This is a genomic window from Pseudomonas sp. BP01 (genome assembly GCF_022760795.1).
In the GTDB taxonomy this organism is placed as follows: domain Bacteria; phylum Pseudomonadota; class Gammaproteobacteria; order Pseudomonadales; family Pseudomonadaceae; genus Aquipseudomonas; species Aquipseudomonas putida_Q.
In genome coordinates, this window is the sequence record NZ_JAFBKA010000001.1 from 383,792 (window position 1) to 406,069 (window position 22,278).

Genomic DNA, 22,278 nt, shown 5'->3' on the forward strand with positions numbered 1-22,278 from the left:
GCTACTTCATGGACGCCTACCAGTACGGCAATGGCTTTGCCCGCCTGGTGCAGGTGCTCAAGGCCCGAGGCGGCAGCGACCTGCGGGCCGAGCTGACACGCCAGGCCCGCGCCAGCCTGGCCGGCAACCCAGATGTGATCGGCCTGTACCTGGTGTTCCAGCCCAACGCGCTGGACCAGCAGGACAGCCAGCACCTCGGCCAGGACGCCATGGGCAGCAATGAACGGGGGCGTTTCTCGATGTACTGGTCGCAGCCTCGCCCCGGCACCCTGGAACTTGAAGCCATGCCGGAAGCGATGCTCGGCGATGCCAGCATCGGCAGCAACGGTGCGGCCAAGAACCGCTGGCTGACCTGCCCGCAGGACACCGCCCGTGCCTGCATGCTCGAACCGTACCTGGACGAGGTCAATGGCCGCCAGGTGCTGATGACCAGCATTGCCCTGCCACTGCTGGAGCATGGCAAGGTGGTCGGCGTGGTCGGCCTGGACATCGGCCTGGCCAATCTGCAGCAACTGAGCCTGGACGGCCGCCGGGAGGTGTTCGATGGCCAGGGTCATGTGAGTATCGCCAGCGCAGCTGGCCTGCTGGCAGGCAATAGCCGCGATGCCAGCGTGCTCGGCAAGCCCATGGACAACGCGGTGGCCGACGGCCTGCTGCGCGTGGCCCACCCCTTCGCCCCTATCCCTGGCGCAGCCCCTTGGCAGGTGTTGCTGGAACTGCCGGAAAGCGTGCTGCAGGCTCCCGCCGTGGCCCTCAACCAGCGCCTGGACGCCCATAACCAGAATGCCAACCTCACCAGCCTGCTGATCGGCCTTGGCGCCGCCATCGCAGGTTTGCTGCTAGTGTGGTTGACCGCACGCGGCGTTACCCGTCCAATTTTGGTCGTGGCCGCACGCCTGGAAGACATCGCCAGCGGCGAAGGCGACCTCACCCGCCGCCTGGACTACGCCCGCCAGGACGAACTGGGCCAGCTCACCCACTGGTTCAACCGCTTCCTTGACAAGCTGCAGCCGGTCATCGCCCAGGTCAAAGGCTCGCTGCAGGAGGCCCGCGGCACCGCCGACCAGTCGGCCGCCATCGCCAGCCAGACCAGCAACGGCATGCAGCAACAGCACCGCGAAATCGAGCAGGTGGCCACGGCAGCCAACGAGATGAGCGCCACGGCCCTGGATGTCGCCCACAATGCCTCGCAGGCGGCCCAGGCCGCACGTGCCGCCGACCAGGCCAGCCGCGAAGGCCTGCAACTGATCGACAGCACCCGCCAGGGTATCGATCGCCTGGCCGCCGGCATGAACACTGCCATGGACGAAGCACGCGCACTGGAAGGCCGTAGCGGCCAGATCGGTTCGGTGCTGGAGGTGATCCGCGCCATTGCCGAGCAGACCAACCTGCTGGCACTCAATGCCGCCATCGAAGCCGCCCGCGCGGGCGAAGCCGGGCGTGGTTTTGCCGTGGTCGCCGATGAGGTGCGCGGCCTGGCCCAGCGCACACAGGTGTCGGTGGAGGAAATTCGCCAGGTCATCGAAGGCCTGCAACAAGGTACCCAGGATGTAGTGGGCGCCATGCACGAAGGCCAGCGCCAGGCCCAGGCCAGCGCGGCACGCATGGAACAGGCACTGCCTGCACTGCAGCGTATTGGCGAGGCGGTGACCGTGATCAGCGACATGAACCTGCAGATTGCCTCCGCAGCCGAAGAGCAGAGCGCGGTGGCCGAGGAAGTAAACCGCAACGTGGCGGGCATCCGGGATGTGACAGAATCATTGGCTGGCCAGGCCGACGAATCGGCGCGCATCAGCCAGGCGCTGAACCGGCTGGCCAACCAGCAACAGGCGCTGATGGAGCAATTTCGCGTCTAACCTGCAAGGGCCCTTTCGCGGGCACGCCCGCTCCCACAGGTGCGCCGTCGCCTTCCAGGCCGACGCAGACCCTGTGGGAGCGGGCGTGCCCGCGAAGAAGCCATTACAGACACCACAGCATTATCGTTTTTACTGAGCACACGTCATGCAGACCGCAACCAGATCCACCTTCTTCGACATCACCAGCGAACAGGGCCTGTTACGCACCTCGATTGCCGTGACCCTGTTCATCGCCACCATCGGCATCGCCTTCGGCCTGGCTTCCGGCTCGTTCTCCATCGTCTTCGACGGCGTGTACTCGCTGGTCGACGCCAGCATGAGCGGCCTGTCGCTCGTCGTAGTCAAACTGATTACCTCGCACACCACCAGCGTGCAAATGTCGCGCAAGCTGCGCGAGCGCTTCACCATGGGCTTCTGGCACCTGGAACCGATGGTGCTGGCACTCAACGGCATCCTGCTAAGCGGCGTGGCCATCTACGCGCTGATCAACGCCGTCAGCAGCCTGCTGGAAGGCGGCCGCCACCTGGAGTTCGGCATTGCCATGGTTTATGCGGTACTGACCGTGATCACCTGCGTGACCATCGCCGTCGTCGAAGCCCGCGCCAACCGCAAGCTGAAGTCAGACTTCGTGCGCATGGACGTCAAGGGCTGGGTGATGTCGGCCAGTATCACTGCCGCGCTGTTGATCGCCTTCTGCTTTGGTTATGCGGTGCAGGGCACGTCGCTGGAGTGGGTGTCGCCGTACATCGACCCGGCGGTGCTGGCGCTGGTGTGCCTGGTGATCATTCCGCTGCCGCTGTCGGTGGTGCGCCAGGCGCTGTCGGAAATCTTCCTGGTTACCCCCGGTGACCTCAAGCTGCACGTAGATGAAGTAGCCAAGGCCTTTGTCGCCCGCCACGGGCTGCAATCGTACCGCGCCTATGTCGCCAAGGTCGGGCGCTCACGGGAGATCGAGCTGTATTTCATCGTGCCAAAGACCTTGGCTGCGAAGACCATCGATGAATGGGATACGTGGCGTAACGAGATTGGTGATGCAGTAGGCGGCGAAGGGCCGGACCGCTGGCTGACGGTGGTGTTCACCGGCGACCCGGAGTGGGCTGAGTAAGCTTGGGGCGCTGTGCGCCCCAAGGATCCCGAAAACGAAAAAGCCCGCGACCATTTCTGGTAGCGGGCTTTGACGTACTGCGTATGGTGGGTCGTGTAGGATTCGAACCTACGACCAATTGGTTAAAAGCCAACTGCTCTACCAACTGAGCTAACGACCCGATTGATGGCGCGTATAATACTGATTTCTAACGAGAAATCAATACCCCATCAAGGTTTTTTCAAGCATACCGGGTCGGGTCTGCTACACCGGCCGCCTTGAAGCCGTCCGCGCGCAGGCGGCAGCTGTCACATTTTCCGCAAGCGCGGCCATCATCGTCGGCTTGGTAGCAGGACACGGTCAGGCTGTAATCCACGCCGCGGGCCATACCAGCCTGCACGATCTGCGCCTTGCTCATGTTCTGCAGGGGCGCCTGGATACGGAAGCCCTGCCCTTCTACACCCGCCTTGGTCGCCAGGTTGGCCATGCGCTCGAAGGCTTCGACAAACTCGGGGCGGCAATCAGGGTAACCGGAGTAATCCACGGCATTGACGCCAATGAAGATATCACGCGCTTGAAGCACTTCTGCCCAACCCAGGGCCAGTGACAGGAACACGGTATTGCGCGCTGGCACGTAGGTGACCGGGATGCCTTCGCTCGGGGCTTCCGGCACGTCGATGCTGGTGTCGGTCAAGGCCGAACCACCGATACCGTCGAGGTTCAGGCCGATCACCTTGTGCTCGACGACACCCAGGTCGCGGGCTACTCGGGCAGCAGCATTCAGCTCGGCACGGTGGCGCTGGCCATAGTCGAAGCTCATGGTGTAGCAGTTGTAGCCTTCGGCCTTGGCCATGGCGACCACAGTGGCCGAGTCCAGGCCGCCGGACAACAGGATTACTGCGCGTTTGTCTGTCATGTGTGCTTGCTCCTAATCAACGCCCGGGTTCGTCGTTCCACAGCAGCTTGTGCAGCTGCATCTGGAAGCGTACGGGCAGGTTGTCAGCGACGATCCAGTCCGCCAGATCGCTGGCGTTTACCTGGTGGTGGCTGGGTGAGAACAGGACCTCCCCGGCACGCTCAGCCAGGTTGTACTGGATCAGCTTGGAAACCGCCCAGTCATAGTCCTCACGGGAACAGATGACAAACTTGACCTGGTCGTTGCGGGTCAACTGCTCGATGTTCTCGTAGCGGTTACGATGCGATTCTTCGGAGCCCGGGGTCTTCAGGTCGACCACGCGGCTGACGCGGGTGTCGGTGCCGGCGATATCCAACGCGCCGCTGGTCTCCAGCGATACCTCGTAACCGGCGTTACACAGGCGCTGCAGCAGCGGCAGTGCGTTGGGCTGCGCCAGTGGCTCGCCACCTGTGACACAGACGTAGCGCGGTTTGAAGCCGGCAACCTGCTCAAGGATCGAATCGAGGGTACGAATAGTGCCGCCAGTAAAGGCATAGGCACTGTCGCAGTACTGGCAGCGCAGGGGGCAACCGGTGAGGCGCACGAATACGGTGGGCAGCCCAGCCGTTCGCGTTTCACCCTGCAAAGAGTAAAAGACTTCTGTGATGCGTAATGTGTCTTGCATGCTCGCCACGGGCGTGACAGCTAAACAGGCTGTCCGCCTCCGTCAGGCACTGTCGCGGACTCGACATGGCGTTATCCGCAGCAGCGTGTTTACGAAAAAAGGGCAGTGATTCTAACGAAAAAACCCGCGACTGGCGCGGGTTTATTTCGAGCGGTACCGCTACAAGGCTTAGAGCCTCTGCAAGTCACGCTGGGCCAGTTGCGCGGCAGAGGTGCCGGGGTACTGGGTGATGACTTGCTGGAGGATGCCCTTGACCTTGTCGGTGTGGCCCATGCGGCGCTCGACATCGGCCAGCTTGTACAGCGAATCCGGCACCTTGCTGTGCTTGGGATACTTCTGGCTGACCTGGGCGAAGGCCTGGCTGGCACCCGGCAGGTCGCCTTTGGCCAGGTTCACTTCACCCAGCCAGTACTGGGCGTTGCCGGCGTACTGGCTGTTGGGGTACTTGCGCAGGAAGGCATTGAAGGCCTGGCTGGCCTTGTCAAAGTCCTTCTGCTTGATCAGGTCGAAAGCAGCATCGTAGTAGAGCTTTTCTTTCGCTGGATCACCGGGCTCGCTACTGGCGGCCGGTTGTTGCGCAGCAGCGCCAGCTGCTGCACCAGGGGCGGCATTTGAAGCACCACCACCGGAGGAATTGTCAGGGGTCGCGGCAGGTGCGGCGCCACTGTTGATGCGACGGTCCAGGTCCTGGTATCGCTCCAGGTTTTCCTGCTTCATGCGCGACACATCGTTCTGCAGCTCTTCGATGATGCCTTGCTGGCGGGAAAGCTGGTCCTGCATCTGTTGCAGCTGCATGAACAGCTGGCCCTGTGCAGAGGCAGGGGCCGAAGCCCCTGACCCGGCATAGGCGCCGCTCGTGCCATAACCCACAGGCGGGTAGCCGCCTGCGTTGTCATCTACTACAGGGACCTCAGCCCAGGCCGCGAGCGGCAGGCTGAGTGCGAGGACGGTTACTACACGGCGGCACATACGCATAAGAACTTACTTACGCAGTTCTACGCGGCGGTTCTGAGCCCAGGATTGCTCGTCGTTGCCAGTGGCAACAGGACGCTCTTCACCGTAGGAGACCAGTTCCAGCTGAGCAGGGGAAACGCCCTGCAGAACCAGGTAGCGCTGAACGGCTTTGGCACGACGCTCACCCAGAGCCATGTTGTACTCGCGGGTGCCGCGCTCGTCGGTGTTGCCTTCCAGGACAACGCGGTTGCCGTTGGACTTCAGGTCCTTGGCGTGAACGTCCAGAGCGCGCATGGCTTCTGGCTTCAGGTCCGAGCTGTCGTATTCGAAGTAGAAGGTGGTGATTGCGCGCAGGGCGGCTTCTTCGCTCAGGGAGCCGTCAACAGCGCCAGTGTTGGCACCGTAGCCAGCGTTCGGATCTACAGCAGCGCCTTCGCCTGCGTTGTCACCGCCTTTCGAGGAGCAACCTACAGCTACGGCCATGGCCAGAGCCAGCGCAGCGAATTTACCAAACTTCAGCATTTCCATCGTGAAACTCCTAATGAAACCCCAGTGTGTTAAGCAAAACGTATTACGCCGCAATCAGTTCAGGTAAGGGGACCAGGACGGTTCTCTGACTTCGCCTTGAGCGGTAGGAAGTGGGAGCCTCACGCGGCCATTAAGCGACACGAGCATCAAGACTCCCCGGCCCTGCTGGCGGGTGGCGTAGATTAGCATGGTGCCGTTTGGCGCAACAGTGGGAGACTCATCAAGACTTGTTTCCGAGAGAATCTTTACACTTCCGCGTTGCAAGTCCTGTGCCGCCACTTTGAAGTTGGTAAAGCCCTGTTGGCGATGAATCATTACCAGGGTCTTTTCGTCAGCCGACAGTTTCGGGTTGGCGTTGTAGTTGCCCACGAAGGTTACGCGCTCGGCACCGCCACCGCTGACCGACTGTTTGTAGATCTGCGGCTTGCCGCCACGGTCGGACGTGAAGTAAAGGGTATTGCCATCTTTACCCCAGAACGGCTCGGTGTTGATACCGGGGCCTGCGGTCACTCGGCTGATCTGGCGCGACGCCACGTTCATCACATAGATGTCCGGGTTGCCGTCCTTGGACAGCACGAACGCCAGGCGCGAACCATCGGGCGACCAGGCTGGCGCGCCGTTCAGGCCTTCGAAGTTGGTCACCTGCTCGCGGCGGCCGGTATCGATGTTCTGAACGAAGATGCGCGGGCGCTTCTGCTCGAACGACACGTAGGCGATACGCTTGCCATCGGGCGCAAAGCGTGGCGACAGGATCGGCTCACGCGATTGCAGCAAGGTGACCGCACGTGCACCGTCATAGTCCGAACGCTGCAGGGTGTAGCGGGTGTTGTTGGTGGAGAAGCGCTCGGCCGTCACGTACAGCATACGGGTAGAGAACGCACCCTTGATGCCGGTGAGCTTCTCGAACGACTGGTCGGCGATGTAGTGCGCCATGTCGCGCAACTGGTCGGTGCTGCCTGCGACGCTACCGGTCAGCACTTGCTGCTCGGTGGCGACGTTGAACAGGGCGTACTGCACCTGCAGGCGACCGCCCGATGGCACGATGCTGCCGACCATCACGTATTGGGCACCCAGCGCTTTCCAGTCACGGAAGATCACTTCGCTGGCCTGCGACGGCTGGCTGATCATGTTCTGCCGCGGAATTGGCGAGTAGTAGCCAGAGTTGCGCAGGTCGTTGCCGATGATATCGGCAATGTCTTCGGGCAGCACGCTGCCGCCTTGCAGACCGAACGGCACTACCGCAATGGGAGTTGCCCGGTCGCTGCCGCTGGTGACCAGGATGTTTTTTTCCTCTGCCACCGCCATGCCTGCCACGCAGCAGAGCATGACCAGCAGTCCTCTCAGACGTTTAATCACAACGCTAGATCCTCAGGTGTAAATGTCATCTTGAACGAACGATATTGGTTGAAATCGCTCGGCTTCATACCCTGCATCTCGGTCAAACGACCAATGTTTTTCACCGCAGCCACCGCCGAACTGTCATACGGGCCGTCACCACTGGAACGGGCCACGCTGACACTGGTGATGGTACCGTCCGGCAACATGTTGATCTGCAGGACCACCGTCATGCCCTTGCGCGCGGAAGGCGGACGTGCCCAGCCCTCGGCCGCGCGCATGCGGATCAGGTCGTCGAAGTCGCCGGCCACCTGGTCACCCTGCTCGTCGGCCAGCGCCTGCTGCCGCTCGGTGGTGTCGGACAACAGCTCGGCCAGGGCCTGGGCTTTCTTGTCTTCTGCCGCCTTGCGGGCCGCTTCCTGTGCCTTTTTCTTCTGGGCGTCTGCAGCGGCCTTTTTCTTGGCCTCTTCAGCTGCCTTCTTCTTCGCGTCCTCGGCCGCCGCTTTCTTCTTGGCGTCCTCGGCTGCTTTCTTCTTGGCCTCTTCGGCTGCCTTTTTCTTGGCGTCCTCGGCGGCTTGTTTCTTCGCCTCTTCAGCGGCCTCTTTCTTGGCCTCTTCTTCGGCTTTTTTCTTGGCTTCGTCCTCGGCCTTCTTCTTGGCGATGTCGGCCTGCTGCTTCTCGGCGGCCTTCTTCGCCTCATCGGCCTTCTTGGCTTCTGCGGCTTTCTTGGCCTCGCTAGCCTTGGCGGCTTCGGCAGCCTTGGCAGCGTCCTCGGCTTTTTTCGCCTCGGCGGCTTCGCGAGCCTCCTCGGCCTTTTGAGCGGCGTCGGCCTTCTTTTGTTCCGCGGCCTTCACGGCCTCCTGCTCGACCTTCTTCTGCTCCAGCTGCTCGACCTCGGTCTGGCGCGAAGCGGTTTTCTTCGCTTCCCCGGCAATCTTCTGATTGGTCTGGGTGGTCGCCTGGCTCTTGGACTTGAGCTGGTACAGGGTAGCCTGAACGATCGGCTTGGAAGGCGGCAGTTCAGGCGTCATGGCAAAACTGACGAACAGCAGGGCGAACACCAGCACATGCAGGCCGATGGCCCAGACACTGGGCCAGAAGTAGCTTTCCGAGGCGGATGGCTCTCGCTGTTGCATCAGGGCGCCTCGGTAATCAGGCCAACGTTACCGACACCGGCCTTCTGCAACCCGCCCATGGCACCCATGACCGCGCCATAGTCGACAGCCTTGTCGCCACGAATGAACACCTGGGTCTGCTTGCCCTGGTCACGGCCGGCAGCAATGATCTTGGTCACTGCATTGGTCATGTCAGGCAAGGTCATGGCCTTGTCCATCTGCTTGTCGGTATCGACTTCGCTGCCAAGGTTCCAGTAATAGGTTTTATCGGCCTTGATGGAGATGGTGAGGATCTGGACGTTGTTGTCCTGCGGCAAGGCTTCACTGGAAACCTTGGGCAGGTCGACCTTCACGCCCTGGTTGAGCATGGGCGCCGTCACCATGAAGATGACCAGCAGCACCAGCATCACATCGATGTAGGGCACCACGTTCATCTCGGCGACGGGCTTGCGTTTGTGGCGAACTCGGGCCATGGGCTTCTACCTGATTACTCTTCGCTGGTGTGCACTTTGCGGTGCAGGATCGCCTGGAACTCGTCGGCGAAGGTGTAGTAACGACCGATCAGCACTTCGCTGCGCGCGGCGAAACGGTTGTAGGCGATTACCGCCGGGATTGCTGCGAACAGGCCGATGGCGGTGGCGATCAGCGCTTCGGCGATACCCGGGGCGACGGTCGCCAGGGTGGCCTGCTGGGCGCTGGCCAGGCCGCGGAAGGAGTTCATGATGCCCCACACGGTACCGAACAGGCCGATGTACGGGCTGGTGGAACCGACGGTGGCCAGGAACGGCAGGCTCTGCTCGAGTTTTTCTTCCTCGCGCGAAATGGCTACACGCATGGCACGGCCAACGCCCTCCATGACGGCGTCCGGGTCAACGCCCGGCTGCTGACGCAGGCGGGAGAACTCTTTGAAGCCGGCACGGAACACCTGCTCGACGCCGGAATCCGGGTCTGGGTTGCTGCCTGCCTGGCGGTACAGCTTGGACAGGTCGATGCCCGACCAGAAGCGCTCCTCGAAGGCATCCAGCGCACGACGACCGGCGCGCAGCATGGTGCTGCGCTGGAAGATCATGATCCATGAGGTGACCGAGGCGGCCACCAGGATCAGCATTACCAGCTGTACCACCACGCTGGCATTGCTGACCAGACTCCACATGGAGGTATGGTCGACGACGTTAGCTTCCACGCTTATTCTCCTGCATTCGATTGATTACCCGAGCCGTCCGCCGCAAAGGCGTCGCGCAGCTGGGGGGGTATGGCTCGGGGTTTGAAAGTGTCGGCGCGCACGGCGGCCACCAGGAACTGCCCTTCGCAAAGCAGCGTTTCATCCTTTTCCCGCCAGACCTGCTGTACAAAACGCAGGCTGGCGCGATTGAGTTCAAGTACTTGCGCGGTCACCCGCAACTCGTCATCCAGCCGCGCCGGCGCGTGATAGCGCGCTTCGCTGGAATGGACCACGAACAGCAGGTTGTCTTCGGCCAGCTGCGACTGGGAAAAACCCAGGTGCCGCAGGCGTTCGGTACGCGCGCGCTCCATGAATTTCAGGTAGTTGACGTAATACACCACGCCGCCCGCATCGGTATCTTCGTAATAGACGCGACAACGGTGTGCGAACGGTTCGAGCTGATTTTGCGCGCGCATACTCTAGTGCTTACTCCTCAGCTTGCCAATCCGCTGTGGCAACTGTTTTTTCTTCATTAATGTCTTATTGCCAGCGCACCTTGGGCATGCCAGCGGTAGGACCACGAAAAGTCGCTTTTGATCTGTCATTCATCGCCTGGCTCGGAAAAATCAGCGCCCTCCCCCAAACGCCCGGGAATATTCAGGCCAAAGTGCAGGTAGGCATGCCGGGTGACCACGCGGCCACGCGGGGTGCGCATGATATAGCCCTGCTGGATCAGGTACGGCTCCAGCACATCCTCGATGGTATGGCGCTCTTCGCTGATGGCCGCAGCCAGGTTGTCCACACCCACCGGGCCGCCATCGAACTTCTCGATCATGGTCAGCAGCAGGCGGCGGTCGGAATGGTCGAAACCACGCTCGTCGACGTCCAGCAGGTTCAACGCCATGTCGGCCACGGCCTTGGTAATCTGGCCCTTGCCGCGCACCTCGGCGTAGTCACGCACACGGCGCAGCAGGCGGTTGGCGATACGTGGCGTGCCACGGGCACGTCGTGCAATCTCGTAGGCGCCCTGGTCTTCGATGACCAGGCCAAGGATATTGGCCGAACGGCTGACGATGGTGGCCAGGTCCTTGTCGCTGTAGAACTCCAGGCGCTGGACGATACCGAAGCGGTCCCGCAACGGGTTGGTGAGCATGCCGGCACGGGTGGTAGCCCCTACCAGGGTGAACGGTGGCAGGTCGAGCTTGATCGAGCGGGCCGCCGGGCCTTCGCCGATCATGATGTCGAGCTGGAAGTCCTCCATGGCCGGGTACAGCACCTCTTCGACGACCGGTGACAGGCGGTGGATCTCGTCGATGAACAGCACGTCGTGCGGTTCGAGGTTGGTCAGCATGGCTGCCAGGTCGCCGGGGCGCTCGAGGATCGGCCCCGAGGTGCTTTTTACCGACACGCCCATTTCATGGGCGATAATGTTGGCCAGGGTGGTCTTGCCCAGCCCCGGCGGGCCGAAGATCAGGGTGTGGTCCAGCGACTCGCTGCGGCCACGGGCAGCCTGGATGAACAGCGCCATCTGTTCGCGCACCACCGGCTGGCCGATGTAATCGTCCAGGCTCAGCGGGCGAATCGCTCGGTCCTGGACTTCTTCACGGTCGCGGCCACTGGCGGCGATCAGGCGGTCGGCTTCGATCACTTGGTAATCATCCCTTTCAGGCTGCGGCGGATCAGTTCTTCACTGCTCAGGCCGGCCTTGTCCTTGATCGCGGCGATCGCCTTGCTCGCTTCCTGCGGCTTGTAGCCCAGCGAGACCAGGGCGCTGACGGCATCAGCCTCGGCGCTGGATTCGCTGGCGACCGGCAACGGGCCATCGGACACCAGGGTAAACATGGCCGGGGAGGTTTCCCAGGCCTTGAAACGGTCCTTGAGCTCTACCAGCAGGCGTTCGGCGGTTTTTTTGCCGACACCGGGCACGCGCACCAAGGCCGACGTATCCTGGGCCTGCACGCAACGCACCAGCTCGTCGACTTCCAGGCCGGACATCAGTGCCAGTGCCAGCTTCGGCCCCACGCCGTTGAGCCGGATGAGCTCGCGGAACAGCTCACGCTCGCGCTTTTCGGCAAACCCATAGAGCAAATGGGCGTCTTCACGCACCACCAGATGGGTGTGCACGGTGACGGGTTCGCCCAGCTTGGGCAGACGGTACAGCGTAGTCATGGGAACTTCCAGTTCGTAACCCACGCCGTTGACGTCGATAATCAGGTGCGGCGGCTGTTTCTCCGCCAGGGTGCCGCGCAAACGTCCAATCACGTTCCGATCCTTCCTCTCGGGGAGCCGGTCAAAGACCGCTCAACCCTATCAGCAAATGCAACGGGTGAACGCATCACCCGCACAAAATGTGTATCAGCGCATGAAGCGCCTACAGACGCAAGCGCCCGCCGCGTCGCCGCGCCGTGGCCAGGCCATGCGGCACCAGGCTGGAGCGGGTATGGGCGTGGCACAGGGCGATGGCCAGGGCGTCGGAGGCGTCGATCTGCGGCTTTTGCGTCAATTTCAACAGGTGCATGACCATCATCATCACCTGCTCCTTGTTGGCCCCACCGGTGCCGGCTACCGCTTGTTTGACCTGTGTGGCGCTGTATTCAGCGATTTCCAGGCCGGCTTCGGCGGCAGCGACGATAGCCGCGCCGCGGGCCTGGCCGAGCTTCAGCGCCGAGTCGGCGTTACGCGCCATGAACACGCGCTCGATGCCCATGGTCACCGGTTCGTGCTGGGCGATGATTTCACTGACGCCGCGAAAAACAATCTGCAGCCGCTCGTGCAGCTCGCCGCTGCCGGTGCGGATGCAGCCCGACGCCACGTACTCGCAACCACGGGCGGTCTGGCGTACCACGCCATAGCCGGTGATGCGCGAACCGGGGTCGATACCAAGAATCAGAGTCATAGTGCCTGTCGTTCAAAGCTCACGATTCAAGACCATTAGGGCCGCTGCGCGACCCATCGCTGGCAAGCCAGCTCTCACAAGTACAGTGCAGGCCTGAAGAAATGCACTGTACCTGTGGGAGCTGGCTTGCCGGCGATGGGCTGCGCAGCGGCCCCAATAGCAGCCTTGACGCGAAGGGTCAGGAGACCTTAGCCGATCTTTTCCATGATCTCGTCGGAAATCTGGGCATTGGAGTAGACGTTCTGCACGTCATCCAGGTCTTCGAGCATGTCGATCAGCTTGAGCACCTTTTCAGCACCGTCCTGGTCCAGCTCGGCACTGGTGGTCGGCTGCATGACGATTTCTGCATCATCGGCCTTGAAACCAGCCTCTTCCAGGGCATTACGCACGGCATAGAAGCTGTTGAACGAGGTGAACACGTCGAACGAGCCGTCATCGTTGGCCACCACGTCGTCAGCATCGGCTTCCATCGCCGCTTCCATCAGCGCGTCTTCATCCACGCCCGGGGCAAAACTGATCTGCCCCTTGCGCTCGAACAGGTAGGCCACCGAGCCGTCGGTACCCAGGTTGCCGCCACACTTGGTGAAAGCATGCCGCACGGCGGCGGCGGTGCGGTTGCGGTTGTCGGTCATGGTCTCGACCATGATCGCCACACCACCCGGGCCATAACCTTCGTAGCTGAGCTCTTCGACGTTGTCGCTTTCATTGGTGCCAGCACCACGGGCCACGGCTCGGTCGATGATATCGCGGCTCATGTTGGCGCCCAGGGCCTTGTCCAGCGCCAGGCGCAGGCGCGGGTTGGATGCCGGGTCAGGGCCGCCCTGCTTGGCAGCGACCGTGAGCTCGCGGATCCACTTGGTGAAGACCTTGCCTCTCTTGGCATCCTGGCGCTCTTTGCGGTGCTTGATGTTCGCCCACTTGGAATGACCAGCCATAACGACTCCGAATCCTTTGAATCACAAACAGCCCCGCCCCTGTACGGGGCGGGACGGGAAAATACCTGCGCCGAAACGCAAAGGCGCATCCATGTGGATGCGCCCGGGGACCGCTTACTCGACCTTGGTCTGTTCGCGCAGTCGGATGTGCAGCTCGCGCAGGGCCTTGGCGTCGACCAGGCCAGGAGCCTGGGTCATGACGCACGCGGCGCTCTGGGTTTTCGGGAAGGCGATCACTTCACGGATCGACTGGGCGCCGGTCATCAGCATGACCAGGCGGTCCAGACCAAAGGCCAGGCCACCGTGAGGCGGTGCACCGAACTTCAGTGCGTCGAGCAGGAAGCCGAACTTCTCTTCCTGTTCTTCTGCCTCGATACCCAGCAGGCGGAATACCGCCTGTTGCATCTCTTTGCGGTGGATACGGATCGAACCGCCACCCAGTTCGGTGCCGTTCAGCACCATGTCGTAGGCACGGGACAGGGCCGTGGCCGGGTTGGCCTCAAGCTCTTCCGGGCTGCACTTGGGCGCAGTGAACGGGTGGTGCAGCGCAGTGAAGCTGCCGTCTTCGTTCTCTTCGAACATCGGGAAGTCGACGACCCACATCGGCGCCCACTCACAGGTCAGCAGCTCGAAGTCGTGGCCCAGGCGGATACGCAGCGCGCCCAGGGCTTCGCTGACCACCTTGAACTTGTCGGCACCGAAGAACACGATGTCGCCGTCTACAGCGCCAACGCGGTCGAGGATGTTGTTGAGGTTGGCCTCAGGGATGTTCTTGACGATCGGCGACTGCAGGCCTTCAACGCCTTTAGCACGCTCGTTGACCTTGATGTAGGCCAGGCCCTTGGCACCGTAGATGCCGACGAACTTGGTGTACTCGTCGATCTTGCTGCGCGGCATGCTGGCACCGCCTGGCAGACGCAGGGCAGTAACGCGGCACTTCGGGTCGTTGGCCGGGCCGGCGAACACCTTGAAGTCGACATCCTTCAGCTGGTCGGCAACGTCGACCAGTTCCAGTGGGTTACGCAGGTCTGGCTTGTCGGAACCGTAGCGACGCATGGCTTCTTCGAAGGTCATGTGCGGGAATTCGCCGAATTCCAGGTCCAGCACTTCCTTGAACAGCTTGCGGATCATGCTCTCGGTCAGGCCCATGATCTCGCTTTCATCGAGGAAGCTGGTCTCGATGTCGATCTGGGTGAATTCCGGTTGGCGGTCGGCACGCAGGTCTTCGTCACGGAAGCACTTGGCGATCTGGTAGTAGCGGTCGAAGCCGGCGACCATGAGCAGCTGCTTGAACAGCTGCGGCGACTGCGGCAGGGCGAAGAAGCTACCAGCGTGGGTACGGCTTGGCACCAGGTAGTCACGCGCGCCTTCCGGGGTGGCGCGGGTCAGGATCGGCGTTTCGACGTCGAGGAAGCCGTTTTCATCGAGGAAGCGACGGATGCTGCTGGTGATGCGCGAACGCAGACGCAGCTTGTCGGCCATTTCCGGGCGACGCAGGTCGATGAAGCGGTAGCGCAGGCGGGTTTCCTCGCCAACGTCGGAGAATTCGTTCAGCGGGAACGGCGGGGTTTCCGCTTCGTTGAGCACGGTCAACTGGTAGCCGAGGATCTCAATGGCGCCGGAGGCCATGTTGGCATTCACCGCACCGTCAGGGCGCTTGCGGACCTTGCCGGTGACCTGCACGACGTATTCGCTGCGCACGCGGTCGGCGGCGGCGAAGGTTTCGGCGCGATCCGGGTCGAACACGACCTGGGCCATGCCTTCGCGGTCACGGATGTCGAGGAAGATCACCCCGCCGTGGTCGCGGCGACGATGGACCCAGCCGCAAAGGGTGACTTCCTGGCCGTCCAGGCTCTCGTTCAGTTGGCCGCAATAATGGCTGCGCATCATGATGGTGGTTTCGCTTCTCGTGATTCGTGTATTCGGTGGAGGCCTTGGCCGCCCGGAGGGCTAATACTGCAAGACCCGGTCACAGCATTCAACTCAGTCGGCCTTGTCGCCGCCTGCCAGATTCTTTTTCGCCCCGGTCTTGAAGTCGGTCTCGTACCAACCATTACCGCTCAGGCGGAAGCCTGGCACCGACAGCAGCTTCTTGAGCGCCGGCGCCTGACAGGCCGGGCAATCGGTCAGCGGCGCGGCGCTGATCTTCTGCAGCACTTCCATGCGGTGCTCGCAGGACGCACATTGATAGTCATAAAGGGGCATGGGTGTCTCTCGTCAACCACAACGCTGGCTGCCGGGGCAGCAAAAAGCGGGATTATATATGGTTAGCAAGCACTGCGCAGCCCGCCAGACGATCAGCGCACACTTGGCGGGTCCTGCAGCCAAGCGACGCAAATTACCCGAATCAGCCCGCTGAAGTTGCGCACCCCACCCTGGCGCAGGTGCACTTCGCGGTCCACATAGGACAACACCGCACTGACCGAACAGCGATTGGCGGCGGCGATGCGTTCAAGGATACCCCAGTACACGGCCTCCAGACGCAGGCAGGTAGAAAAACCGTTCAGCCGCACGGAACGTGATACCGGCTGTGTCTGCAACATGTCGAAATCCGCCTTGAACGGATCAATGCACTGTTTTCCTGGCCAACTCCCCAGGCCAGCCACACGCTTGTTCGCTTGCATCATGCGCCCTACTTCCTCGTCACCGGTAACAGGTGACCAATGAAGCGCCGGGCAGCAGGTTTAAAGCAGCGGCAAAACCTTCCCGCACAAACATAAAAGACGGTGCCGGACACTGTGGGAGCAGGCGCACCGGCCAGGCCGGTGTTCGCGGGCTCCTCCGCCCCCACAGGGTCATGTCACAGCTTCGTGTGGTTACTTACCGTCGAGCAGCACCCGCAGCATCCAGGCAGTTTTTTCGTGAACCTGCATACGCTGGGTCAGCAAGTCGGCAGTCGGCTCGTCACTGACCTTGTCCACTACCGGGAAAATGCTGCGCGCAGTACGCACCACGGCCTCCTGCCCCTGGACCAGCTGGCGGATCATCTCGTCCGCCGGGGGTACGCCTTCCTCCTCCTTGATCGAGGAGTGCCGTGCATAGAATGCATACGACCCCGGCGCCGGGAACCCCAGGGCACGGATGCGCTCGGCAATCGAATCGACTGCCAGCGCCAGTTCGTTGTACTGCTCTTCGAACATCAGGTGCAGGGTGCGGAACGACGGACCGGTGACGTTCCAGTGAAAGTTATGGGTTTTCAGATACAGCACGTAGGTATCCGACAACAGGCGGGACAGCCCATCGACGATGGACTTGCGATCTTCTTCATTGATACCGATATCGATTGCCATTGAAGCTCCCCTTTCCATAAGGCTTGAGACTCAAGCGGATGCCGACCACTGTAGCAACACTTGACCCACACCGCCTGTGACATGGCGCAACACATCGCCCACCACGGCCTGCAATTTGAGTAGCCTTCGGCTTTGCTGTTAAATAGGCACCGTGCCACCCGTGCGGACTGTCATTGCCGGGTGCATAGGCTGGCTTGTCACGTGTTCGCGCTTTACACCTCATGCGCACCGTGCTGCCAGCTCTTCCTGTGATCGGCCTTATCAACGGTGAGCCAACTCCATGTTCAAGATCGTCCATCTGGTGACGGGCGTGGCAGCCTTGCTGCTATCGCTCATACCCAGCCTGAAAACCGATGCGACACCCTTCCTGCAACAACCCGACGCGGTGTACCTTGCCCTGCTCGGCCTGCTAAACCTGGTCCTGGCCCCGGTCGTGCCGCTGTACTACCGCGGCGCCCGGCAGCAGTTGCAGCACCTTGCCTGCGCCCTGCTGGTGGTGGCGGTGGTGCTGCAGACCCTGACGCTGCTGGCCCGCCCGGAAATGGGCAACCTCGCTGCGCTGGTCTGCGCGGCCTTGGCCGTAGGCCTGCACCTGGCGGTGGGCTTTGCCCGCAGCCCGCGCAAGGCACGCACCAACCAGCATGCCGCCCAGGAGGCCGGCAACCGCGATACCGGCACCGTAAAGTGGTTCAACACGTCGAAAGGCTTTGGTTTCATCTCCCGTGATTCGGGTGATGACATTTTCGTGCACTTTCGCGCCATTCGCGGCGAAGGCCACCGCATTCTGGTCGAAGGCCAGCGTGTGGAGTTTTCGGTGATGCACCGCGACAAGGGCCTGCAGGCCGAAGACGTGGTTGCGGTAACCCGCCGCTGACTGTGCAGGCAACTGCCCGCGCCCATAGGGCATCGCCTTCATGGCATGCACTAGCCCTGTAGGAGCGGCCTTGTGTCGCGATAGGGCTGCGAAGCAGCCCCGGCAATATTTGCAACACCGCTGAAACCCCGGGGCCGCCTTGCGGCCCATCGCGACACGAGGCCGCTCCTACAGGGGCACGGCGTCAGTAATGAGGCGGCGGCGCCTCTTCCCCTTCGCTGCCGTACTGGCCGACCATCTCTTCATGGCGCTTGATCAGCTCGGCCACCTGCAATTGCAGCCGCTCGATCACCCGCCCCTGCTCGACCACCACATCATTCAGCGCCTGGATAGCGTCATCCTGAAACGCCTGACGGGTTTCCAGTTCGACAATACGCAATTCCAGCGACATGTCAGGCCTCCTTATAGCCCGCGAGCTGCAACCCACGCAGGCGTTGGCGGACGGCTTGCAACTGGTCGTCGCTGTAAGCCAAGGCCGGGCACTTGCCCCACACCGGTGCCGGCCAGGCGGCGTCGTCACGCTGGCGCACGATCACATGCATGTGCAACTGGCTGACAACATTGCCCAGCGTGGCCACGTTCATCTTGTCGGCGCCATAGCTGGCCTTCAGCGCTTCAGCCAGAAGGGTGGTTTCCTGCCACAACTGCTGCTGCTCCGCCGCTTCAAGCTCGAACAGCTCGCTGATACCGGCGCGCTTGGGCACCAGGATGAACCATGGGTAGTTGGCATCCTTGCTCAGCAGCAGCTGGCACAACGCAAACTCTCCCAGCACCAGGGAATCCTGCTGCAAACGCGAATCCAGAACGAACACGGCATATCTCCTTCAGGCAAAAACGACCCGCTTCAAGCGGAAAACAGACCTGCAAGGATACCTTGCACACTCTCGGTAACACAGCGCTACTTTTCGCACCAAAATGAGGCCACCTGCGCACCGCCACCACACTTGTCACCCCACAATCGAGACTGGATGAACAAATTGCGGTAACACATTGACTTTCATGGCAGCTTTTTAAATTTTAATGATTCGCGACTCCAACATGCGCTCAGGCAGCCGTCGCCCCGTGTTTACGGCACTTTCCGACCCTCGGTAGCAGGTTTTGTGAAAATTTCATGAAGTGTTGCGAATTTTGAGCACGCTTGTTGCATTCACTTCACGCCAAGTCGGCACGACATCTGCACTGGCAGGTGTACGCGACAAATAACAACAGCCGCATTGGTTACCAGGGAGTTTCCTCAACCAGAATCCGTAGTTACAGATTCGTTACGGTGACAGGAACAGCGCTGGCGTTATACGGCCCATAAACCGGGGCGTGATTTGCGACATGGATATACGTAAAAGCGACATGGCAAAAAAGTTCCGCAAAGAGTCTATATAGCCATATCGCCAACAACAGTCAGCGTGCTATACATTTTCGCCGACATAACAAGAAAGAGCTGCACCCTATAACTAAAACACCTGGGCGCAGCGGTACTCTTCCTAAAAACCAAAGGAGCAAATCACGATGCGCGTGATGAAGTGGAGCATGATCGCCCTGGCCGTTGCGGCAGGGACCTCGCAGTTGGCAATGGCCTCGGCACAGGACGAGTCCAAAGGTTTCATTGAAGACAGCAAGCTGAACGTCAAGACCCGCATGCTGTACTTTAGCCGTGACTTCCGTAACAACGCACCTGGCACCCAAAGCCGCGTTGAAGAAACCGGCCTTGGCTTCCTCGGCACCTTTGAATCGGGCTTCACCCAAGGTACCGTGGGCTTCGGCGTCGACGCCATCGGCATGCTGGGCCTCAAGCTGGACAGCGGCCGCGGCCGTGCCGGCACCGGCCTGTTCCCGACAGGTTCCGACGGCCGTTCGCAAGACGACTACTCCGAAGCTGGCGGCGCAGTGAAAATGCGCATCTCCAACACTGTGCTCAAATGGGGTGACCAGTTCACCGCCCTGCCAGTACTGGCTACCGACGACAGCCGACTGCTGCCGGAAGTTGCAGAAGGCGGCCTGATCACCAGCAACGAGATCGATGGCCTGACCCTGCATGCCGGTCACTTCACTGCCATGAATGCGCAGGCTCAGACTTACCACGACAGCCTGAACATGACCGAGGCCAACGTCTTTGGTGGCACTTACGCCATTAATGACAACCTCAGCACCAGCGTCTACTACTCGCATATCGAAGACCACTTCCGCAAGTGGTACGGCAATATCAACTGGGCGCTGCCGATCAGCGACAAGCAAGGCCTGGTGTTCGACTTCAACATCTATGACACCAAGTCGATCGGCAACAACCTGACCGGCGCGTTCGTCAGCAAGGCCGACGGCAGCAACGAGCTGGACAACATTGCAGCCAGCCTCTCGGCCGCCTACAACATTGGCGCCCACACCTTCACCCTGGCCTACCAGAAAGTCAGCGGCGACGGCGACTATGCCTACGGCGTCGACGGTGGCGGTACGGTCTTCCTGGCCAACTCCGTGGCCCGCTCCGACTTCAACGCCGAAGACGAGAAGTCCTGGCAGGCACGCTACGACCTGAACTTTGCCGAATTCGGCGTACCAGGCCTGACCTTCATGACCCGTTACGTGCGCGGTACTGGTGCAACTACCCGCACCACCGACGACGGCAAGGAATGGGAACGCGACATCGACGTCAAGTACGTGATGCAAAGCGGCCCGGCCAAGGACCTGAGCTTGCGCGTACGTCAGGCCACCTACCGTTCGGGCGATGGCGTCTACTACGGTTCCCCATCGATCGACGAACTGCGCCTGATCGTGGAGTACCCGCTGAGCATCCTGTAAGCCTGGCTTGCAGTGCCCCGCACCTGAAAAGCCCGGCGATCTCGCCGGGCTTTTTCTTGGCTGACAAGCGGCCCGCCCTGGGGCATCCTGTACGCCTTCGTTTCGCCCCCGTACAATGCGGGGCTATTTCAACGTCTTAGGCAATCGACACGGCTAACCATGCGCACCAGTCAATATTTGCTCGCCACCCAGAAAGAAACCCCTGCCGACGCAGTGGTCATCAGCCATCAGCTCATGCTGCGTGCCGGCATGATCCGCAAACTGGCCTCCGGCCTGTACACCTGGCTGCCGATGGGCCTGCGGGTAATGCGCAAGGTCGAAGCCGTGGTGCGTGAGGAAATGAACGCCGCCGGCGCCCTGGAAGTGCTGATGCCAAGCATCCAGCCTGCCGAGCTGTGGCAGGAGTCCGGCCGCTGGGAGCAGTACGGCCCTGAGCTGCTGCGCCTGAAGGACCGCCACCAGCGCGACTTCTGCGTTGGCCCGACCCACGAAGAAGTCATCACCGACCTGGCCCGTAACGAGCTGTCCAGCTATAAACAGCTGCCGCTCAACATGTACCAGATCCAGACCAAGTTCCGTGACGAGATCCGCCCGCGCTTCGGCCTGATGCGCGGCCGCGAGTTCATCATGAAGGACGCCTACTCGTTCCATGCCGACCAGGCTTCCCTGCAGGAAACCTACGACCGCATGCACCAGGCGTACAGCAACGTATTCACCCGCCTGGGCCTGGACTTCCGCCCAGTGCAGGCCGACACCGGCTCGATCGGTGGCAGCTACTCGCACGAGTTCCACGTACTGGCCGAATCTGGCGAAGACGACGTGATCTTCAGCGACAGCTCCGACTACGCCGCCAACATCGAGAAGGCCGAAGCCATCCCGCGTGAAACCGTGCGCCCTGCCCCTACCGAGGAGCTGCGCCTGGTCGACACGCCAGAGGCCAAGACCATCGCGCAACTGGTGGAAAACCATGGCCTGGCGATCGAGAAGACCGTCAAGACCCTGATCGTGCGCGGCGCTGAAGAAGGCAAGCTGATTGCCCTGATCGTTCGCGGCGACCACGAGCTGAACGAAATCAAGGCCACCAAGCTGGAACAGGTTGCCGACCCTCTGGTCATGGCCACCGAAGCCGAACTGCGCGACGCCATTGGCGCCGGTGCCGGCTCGCTCGGCCCGCTGAACCTGCCGCTGGAATGCATCATCGACCGTTCGGTTGCCCTGATGAGCGACTTCGGCATCGGCGCCAACATCGACGACAAGCACTACTTCGGTGTGAACTGGGAGCGCGACCTGCCGGTTCCACAGGTCGCCGACCTGCGGAACGTGGTCGAAGGCGACCCAAGCCCGGACGGCCAGGGCACCCTGGTGATCAAGCGCGGCATCGAAGTGGGCCACATCTTCCAGCTGGGCACCAAGTACAGCGAAGCGCTGAAGTGCCAGGTACTGGGCGAGAACGGCAAGCCGGTGGTTCTGTCGATGGGCTGCTACGGTATTGGTGTGTCCCGCGTGGTCGCCGCTGCCATCGAGCAGAGCTATGACGACAAGGGCATCATCTGGAACGATGCCCTGGCGCCGTTCCAGATCGCCCTGGTACCGCTGCGCTACGAAACCGAGGTGGTTCGCGAGGCAACCGACAAGCTGTACGCCGAACTGACCGCCGCCGGCTTCGAAGTGCTGCTGGACGACCGCGACAAGAAGACCAGCCCAGGCATCAAGTTTGCCGACATGGAGCTGATCGGCATCCCACACCGCATCGTCGTCAGCGATCGCGGCCTGGCCGAAGGCAACCTGGAGTACAAGCACCGCACCGAGCAGGACGCCCAGGCGTTGCCGCTCAATGAAGTGCTGAGCTTCCTGCAGGCCCGCGTTCGCCGCTGATAACCAA

General features: G+C 61.6%; 24 protein-coding genes, 1 tRNA gene and 1 pseudogene. 6 read left to right on the forward strand and 20 right to left on the reverse strand.

What is annotated here, in order from left to right; all coding sequences use genetic code 11:
• Positions 1 to 8 precede the first annotated feature (8 nt).
• The 3 genes and pseudogenes from JOY50_RS29185 to JOY50_RS01760 all read left to right on the forward strand — a co-directional run.
• Positions 9 to 998, forward strand: a pseudogene (locus JOY50_RS29185) (HAMP domain-containing protein); the annotation flags it as partial.
• Positions 999 to 1,100: 102 nt separating this feature from the next.
• Positions 1,101 to 1,856 carry a methyl-accepting chemotaxis protein gene (locus JOY50_RS29190; RefSeq protein ID WP_403009168.1) on the forward strand — a complete coding sequence of 252 codons (756 nt, stop codon included), beginning with the start codon at positions 1,101 to 1,103 and terminating at the stop codon, positions 1,854 to 1,856.
• Between the two features lie 145 nt (positions 1,857 to 2,001).
• Positions 2,002 to 2,961: a cation diffusion facilitator family transporter gene (locus JOY50_RS01760; RefSeq protein WP_132846492.1), complete on the forward strand. Its 960-nt coding sequence runs from the start codon at positions 2,002 to 2,004 to the stop codon at positions 2,959 to 2,961.
• An 84-nt stretch (positions 2,962 to 3,045) separates the two neighbouring features.
• Here the strand turns inward: JOY50_RS01760 and JOY50_RS01765 are convergent.
• The 18 genes from JOY50_RS01765 to JOY50_RS01850 all read right to left on the reverse strand — a co-directional run bounded on the left by JOY50_RS01765 (position 3,046) and on the right by JOY50_RS01850 (position 16,735).
• Positions 3,046 to 3,121, reverse strand: a tRNA-Lys gene (locus tag JOY50_RS01765).
• A 60-nt stretch (positions 3,122 to 3,181) separates the two neighbouring features.
• A complete protein-coding gene (gene queC, locus JOY50_RS01770) occupies positions 3,182 to 3,856 on the reverse strand; it encodes a 7-cyano-7-deazaguanine synthase QueC (protein ID WP_132846491.1) in 675 nt (224 codons plus the stop codon).
• A gap of 16 nt (positions 3,857 to 3,872) precedes the next feature.
• Positions 3,873 to 4,520, reverse strand: coding sequence for a 7-carboxy-7-deazaguanine synthase QueE (gene queE / locus JOY50_RS01775; protein WP_132846490.1), 648 nt, complete (start codon positions 4,518 to 4,520; stop codon positions 3,873 to 3,875).
• A gap of 168 nt (positions 4,521 to 4,688) precedes the next feature.
• Positions 4,689 to 5,495, reverse strand: a complete 807-nt coding sequence (gene ybgF / locus JOY50_RS01780; protein WP_132846489.1) for a tol-pal system protein YbgF — start codon at positions 5,493 to 5,495, stop codon at positions 4,689 to 4,691.
• A 6-nt stretch (positions 5,496 to 5,501) separates the two neighbouring features.
• Positions 5,502 to 6,002 (reverse strand): peptidoglycan-associated lipoprotein Pal, encoded by a 501-nt coding sequence (pal, locus tag JOY50_RS01785; protein ID WP_012273762.1) that lies wholly within the window; start codon positions 6,000 to 6,002, stop codon positions 5,502 to 5,504.
• Between the two features lie 54 nt (positions 6,003 to 6,056).
• On the reverse strand, positions 6,057 to 7,328 hold the full coding sequence (gene tolB, locus JOY50_RS01790) for a Tol-Pal system beta propeller repeat protein TolB (RefSeq protein ID WP_012051477.1): 1,272 nt from the start codon (positions 7,326 to 7,328) through the stop codon (positions 6,057 to 6,059).
• A 26-nt stretch (positions 7,329 to 7,354) separates the two neighbouring features.
• Positions 7,355 to 8,473 carry a cell envelope integrity protein TolA gene (gene tolA, locus JOY50_RS01795; RefSeq protein ID WP_019472556.1) on the reverse strand — a complete coding sequence of 373 codons (1,119 nt, stop codon included), beginning with the start codon at positions 8,471 to 8,473 and terminating at the stop codon, positions 7,355 to 7,357.
• Positions 8,473 to 8,925 (reverse strand): protein TolR, encoded by a 453-nt coding sequence (gene tolR / locus JOY50_RS01800; protein ID WP_012273765.1) that lies wholly within the window; start codon positions 8,923 to 8,925, stop codon positions 8,473 to 8,475. Before tolR ends, tolA begins: the two co-directional genes overlap by 1 nt.
• A 14-nt stretch (positions 8,926 to 8,939) precedes the next feature.
• The gene (tolQ, locus tag JOY50_RS01805) at positions 8,940 to 9,635 is read right to left on the reverse strand and encodes a protein TolQ (RefSeq protein ID WP_008090219.1); all 696 of its coding nucleotides are present in this window, start codon (positions 9,633 to 9,635) and stop codon (positions 8,940 to 8,942) included.
• A 2-nt stretch (positions 9,636 to 9,637) separates the two neighbouring features.
• Positions 9,638 to 10,090: a tol-pal system-associated acyl-CoA thioesterase gene (ybgC, locus tag JOY50_RS01810; RefSeq protein WP_016711994.1), complete on the reverse strand. Its 453-nt coding sequence runs from the start codon at positions 10,088 to 10,090 to the stop codon at positions 9,638 to 9,640.
• A gap of 125 nt (positions 10,091 to 10,215) precedes the next feature.
• Positions 10,216 to 11,262, reverse strand: coding sequence for a Holliday junction branch migration DNA helicase RuvB (gene ruvB / locus JOY50_RS01815; RefSeq protein WP_019472555.1), 1,047 nt, complete (start codon positions 11,260 to 11,262; stop codon positions 10,216 to 10,218).
• Positions 11,259 to 11,876, reverse strand: coding sequence for a Holliday junction branch migration protein RuvA (gene ruvA / locus JOY50_RS01820; RefSeq protein ID WP_019472554.1), 618 nt, complete (start codon positions 11,874 to 11,876; stop codon positions 11,259 to 11,261). Before ruvA ends, ruvB begins: the two co-directional genes overlap by 4 nt.
• A gap of 109 nt (positions 11,877 to 11,985) precedes the next feature.
• Complete coding sequence (gene ruvC, locus JOY50_RS01825) at positions 11,986 to 12,510, reverse strand: crossover junction endodeoxyribonuclease RuvC (RefSeq protein ID WP_016498323.1); 525 nt, start codon at positions 12,508 to 12,510, stop codon at positions 11,986 to 11,988.
• Positions 12,511 to 12,698: 188 nt separating this feature from the next.
• Positions 12,699 to 13,445, reverse strand: coding sequence for a YebC/PmpR family DNA-binding transcriptional regulator (locus tag JOY50_RS01830; protein WP_132846488.1), 747 nt, complete (start codon positions 13,443 to 13,445; stop codon positions 12,699 to 12,701).
• A gap of 114 nt (positions 13,446 to 13,559) precedes the next feature.
• A complete protein-coding gene (gene aspS / locus JOY50_RS01835) occupies positions 13,560 to 15,335 on the reverse strand; it encodes an aspartate--tRNA ligase (protein ID WP_019473360.1) in 1,776 nt (591 codons plus the stop codon).
• A 93-nt stretch (positions 15,336 to 15,428) separates the two neighbouring features.
• On the reverse strand, positions 15,429 to 15,650 hold the full coding sequence (locus JOY50_RS01840) for an FmdB family zinc ribbon protein (protein ID WP_003254776.1): 222 nt from the start codon (positions 15,648 to 15,650) through the stop codon (positions 15,429 to 15,431).
• A 92-nt stretch (positions 15,651 to 15,742) separates the two neighbouring features.
• On the reverse strand, positions 15,743 to 16,072 hold the full coding sequence (locus tag JOY50_RS01845) for a ribbon-helix-helix domain-containing protein (RefSeq protein ID WP_132846487.1): 330 nt from the start codon (positions 16,070 to 16,072) through the stop codon (positions 15,743 to 15,745).
• A gap of 189 nt (positions 16,073 to 16,261) precedes the next feature.
• Positions 16,262 to 16,735, reverse strand: coding sequence for a Dps family protein (locus JOY50_RS01850; protein ID WP_132846486.1), 474 nt, complete (start codon positions 16,733 to 16,735; stop codon positions 16,262 to 16,264).
• Between the two features lie 280 nt (positions 16,736 to 17,015).
• On the opposite strand from JOY50_RS01850, the gene JOY50_RS29070 reads away from it, so the two are divergent.
• Positions 17,016 to 17,609 carry a cold shock domain-containing protein gene (locus JOY50_RS29070; RefSeq protein ID WP_132846485.1) on the forward strand — a complete coding sequence of 198 codons (594 nt, stop codon included), beginning with the start codon at positions 17,016 to 17,018 and terminating at the stop codon, positions 17,607 to 17,609.
• Positions 17,610 to 17,793: 184 nt separating this feature from the next.
• Here the strand turns inward: JOY50_RS29070 and JOY50_RS01860 are convergent, their stop codons facing one another.
• Both JOY50_RS01860 and JOY50_RS01865 read right to left on the reverse strand, forming a co-directional pair.
• Positions 17,794 to 18,000 carry a SlyX family protein gene (locus JOY50_RS01860; RefSeq protein ID WP_132846484.1) on the reverse strand — a complete coding sequence of 69 codons (207 nt, stop codon included), beginning with the start codon at positions 17,998 to 18,000 and terminating at the stop codon, positions 17,794 to 17,796.
• Between the two features lies 1 nt (position 18,001).
• Positions 18,002 to 18,421 carry an HIT domain-containing protein gene (locus tag JOY50_RS01865; protein ID WP_132846483.1) on the reverse strand — a complete coding sequence of 140 codons (420 nt, stop codon included), beginning with the start codon at positions 18,419 to 18,421 and terminating at the stop codon, positions 18,002 to 18,004.
• 691 nt (positions 18,422 to 19,112) lie between these two features.
• Between JOY50_RS01865 and JOY50_RS01870 the strand changes: the two genes are divergently transcribed.
• Together JOY50_RS01870 and JOY50_RS01875 are read left to right on the forward strand one after the other, a co-directional pair.
• A complete protein-coding gene (locus JOY50_RS01870) occupies positions 19,113 to 20,396 on the forward strand; it encodes an OprD family porin (RefSeq protein ID WP_019473355.1) in 1,284 nt (427 codons plus the stop codon).
• Between the two features lie 159 nt (positions 20,397 to 20,555).
• On the forward strand, positions 20,556 to 22,271 hold the full coding sequence (locus JOY50_RS01875) for a proline--tRNA ligase (protein ID WP_016498316.1): 1,716 nt from the start codon (positions 20,556 to 20,558) through the stop codon (positions 22,269 to 22,271).
• Positions 22,272 to 22,278: the final 7 nt, after the last annotated feature.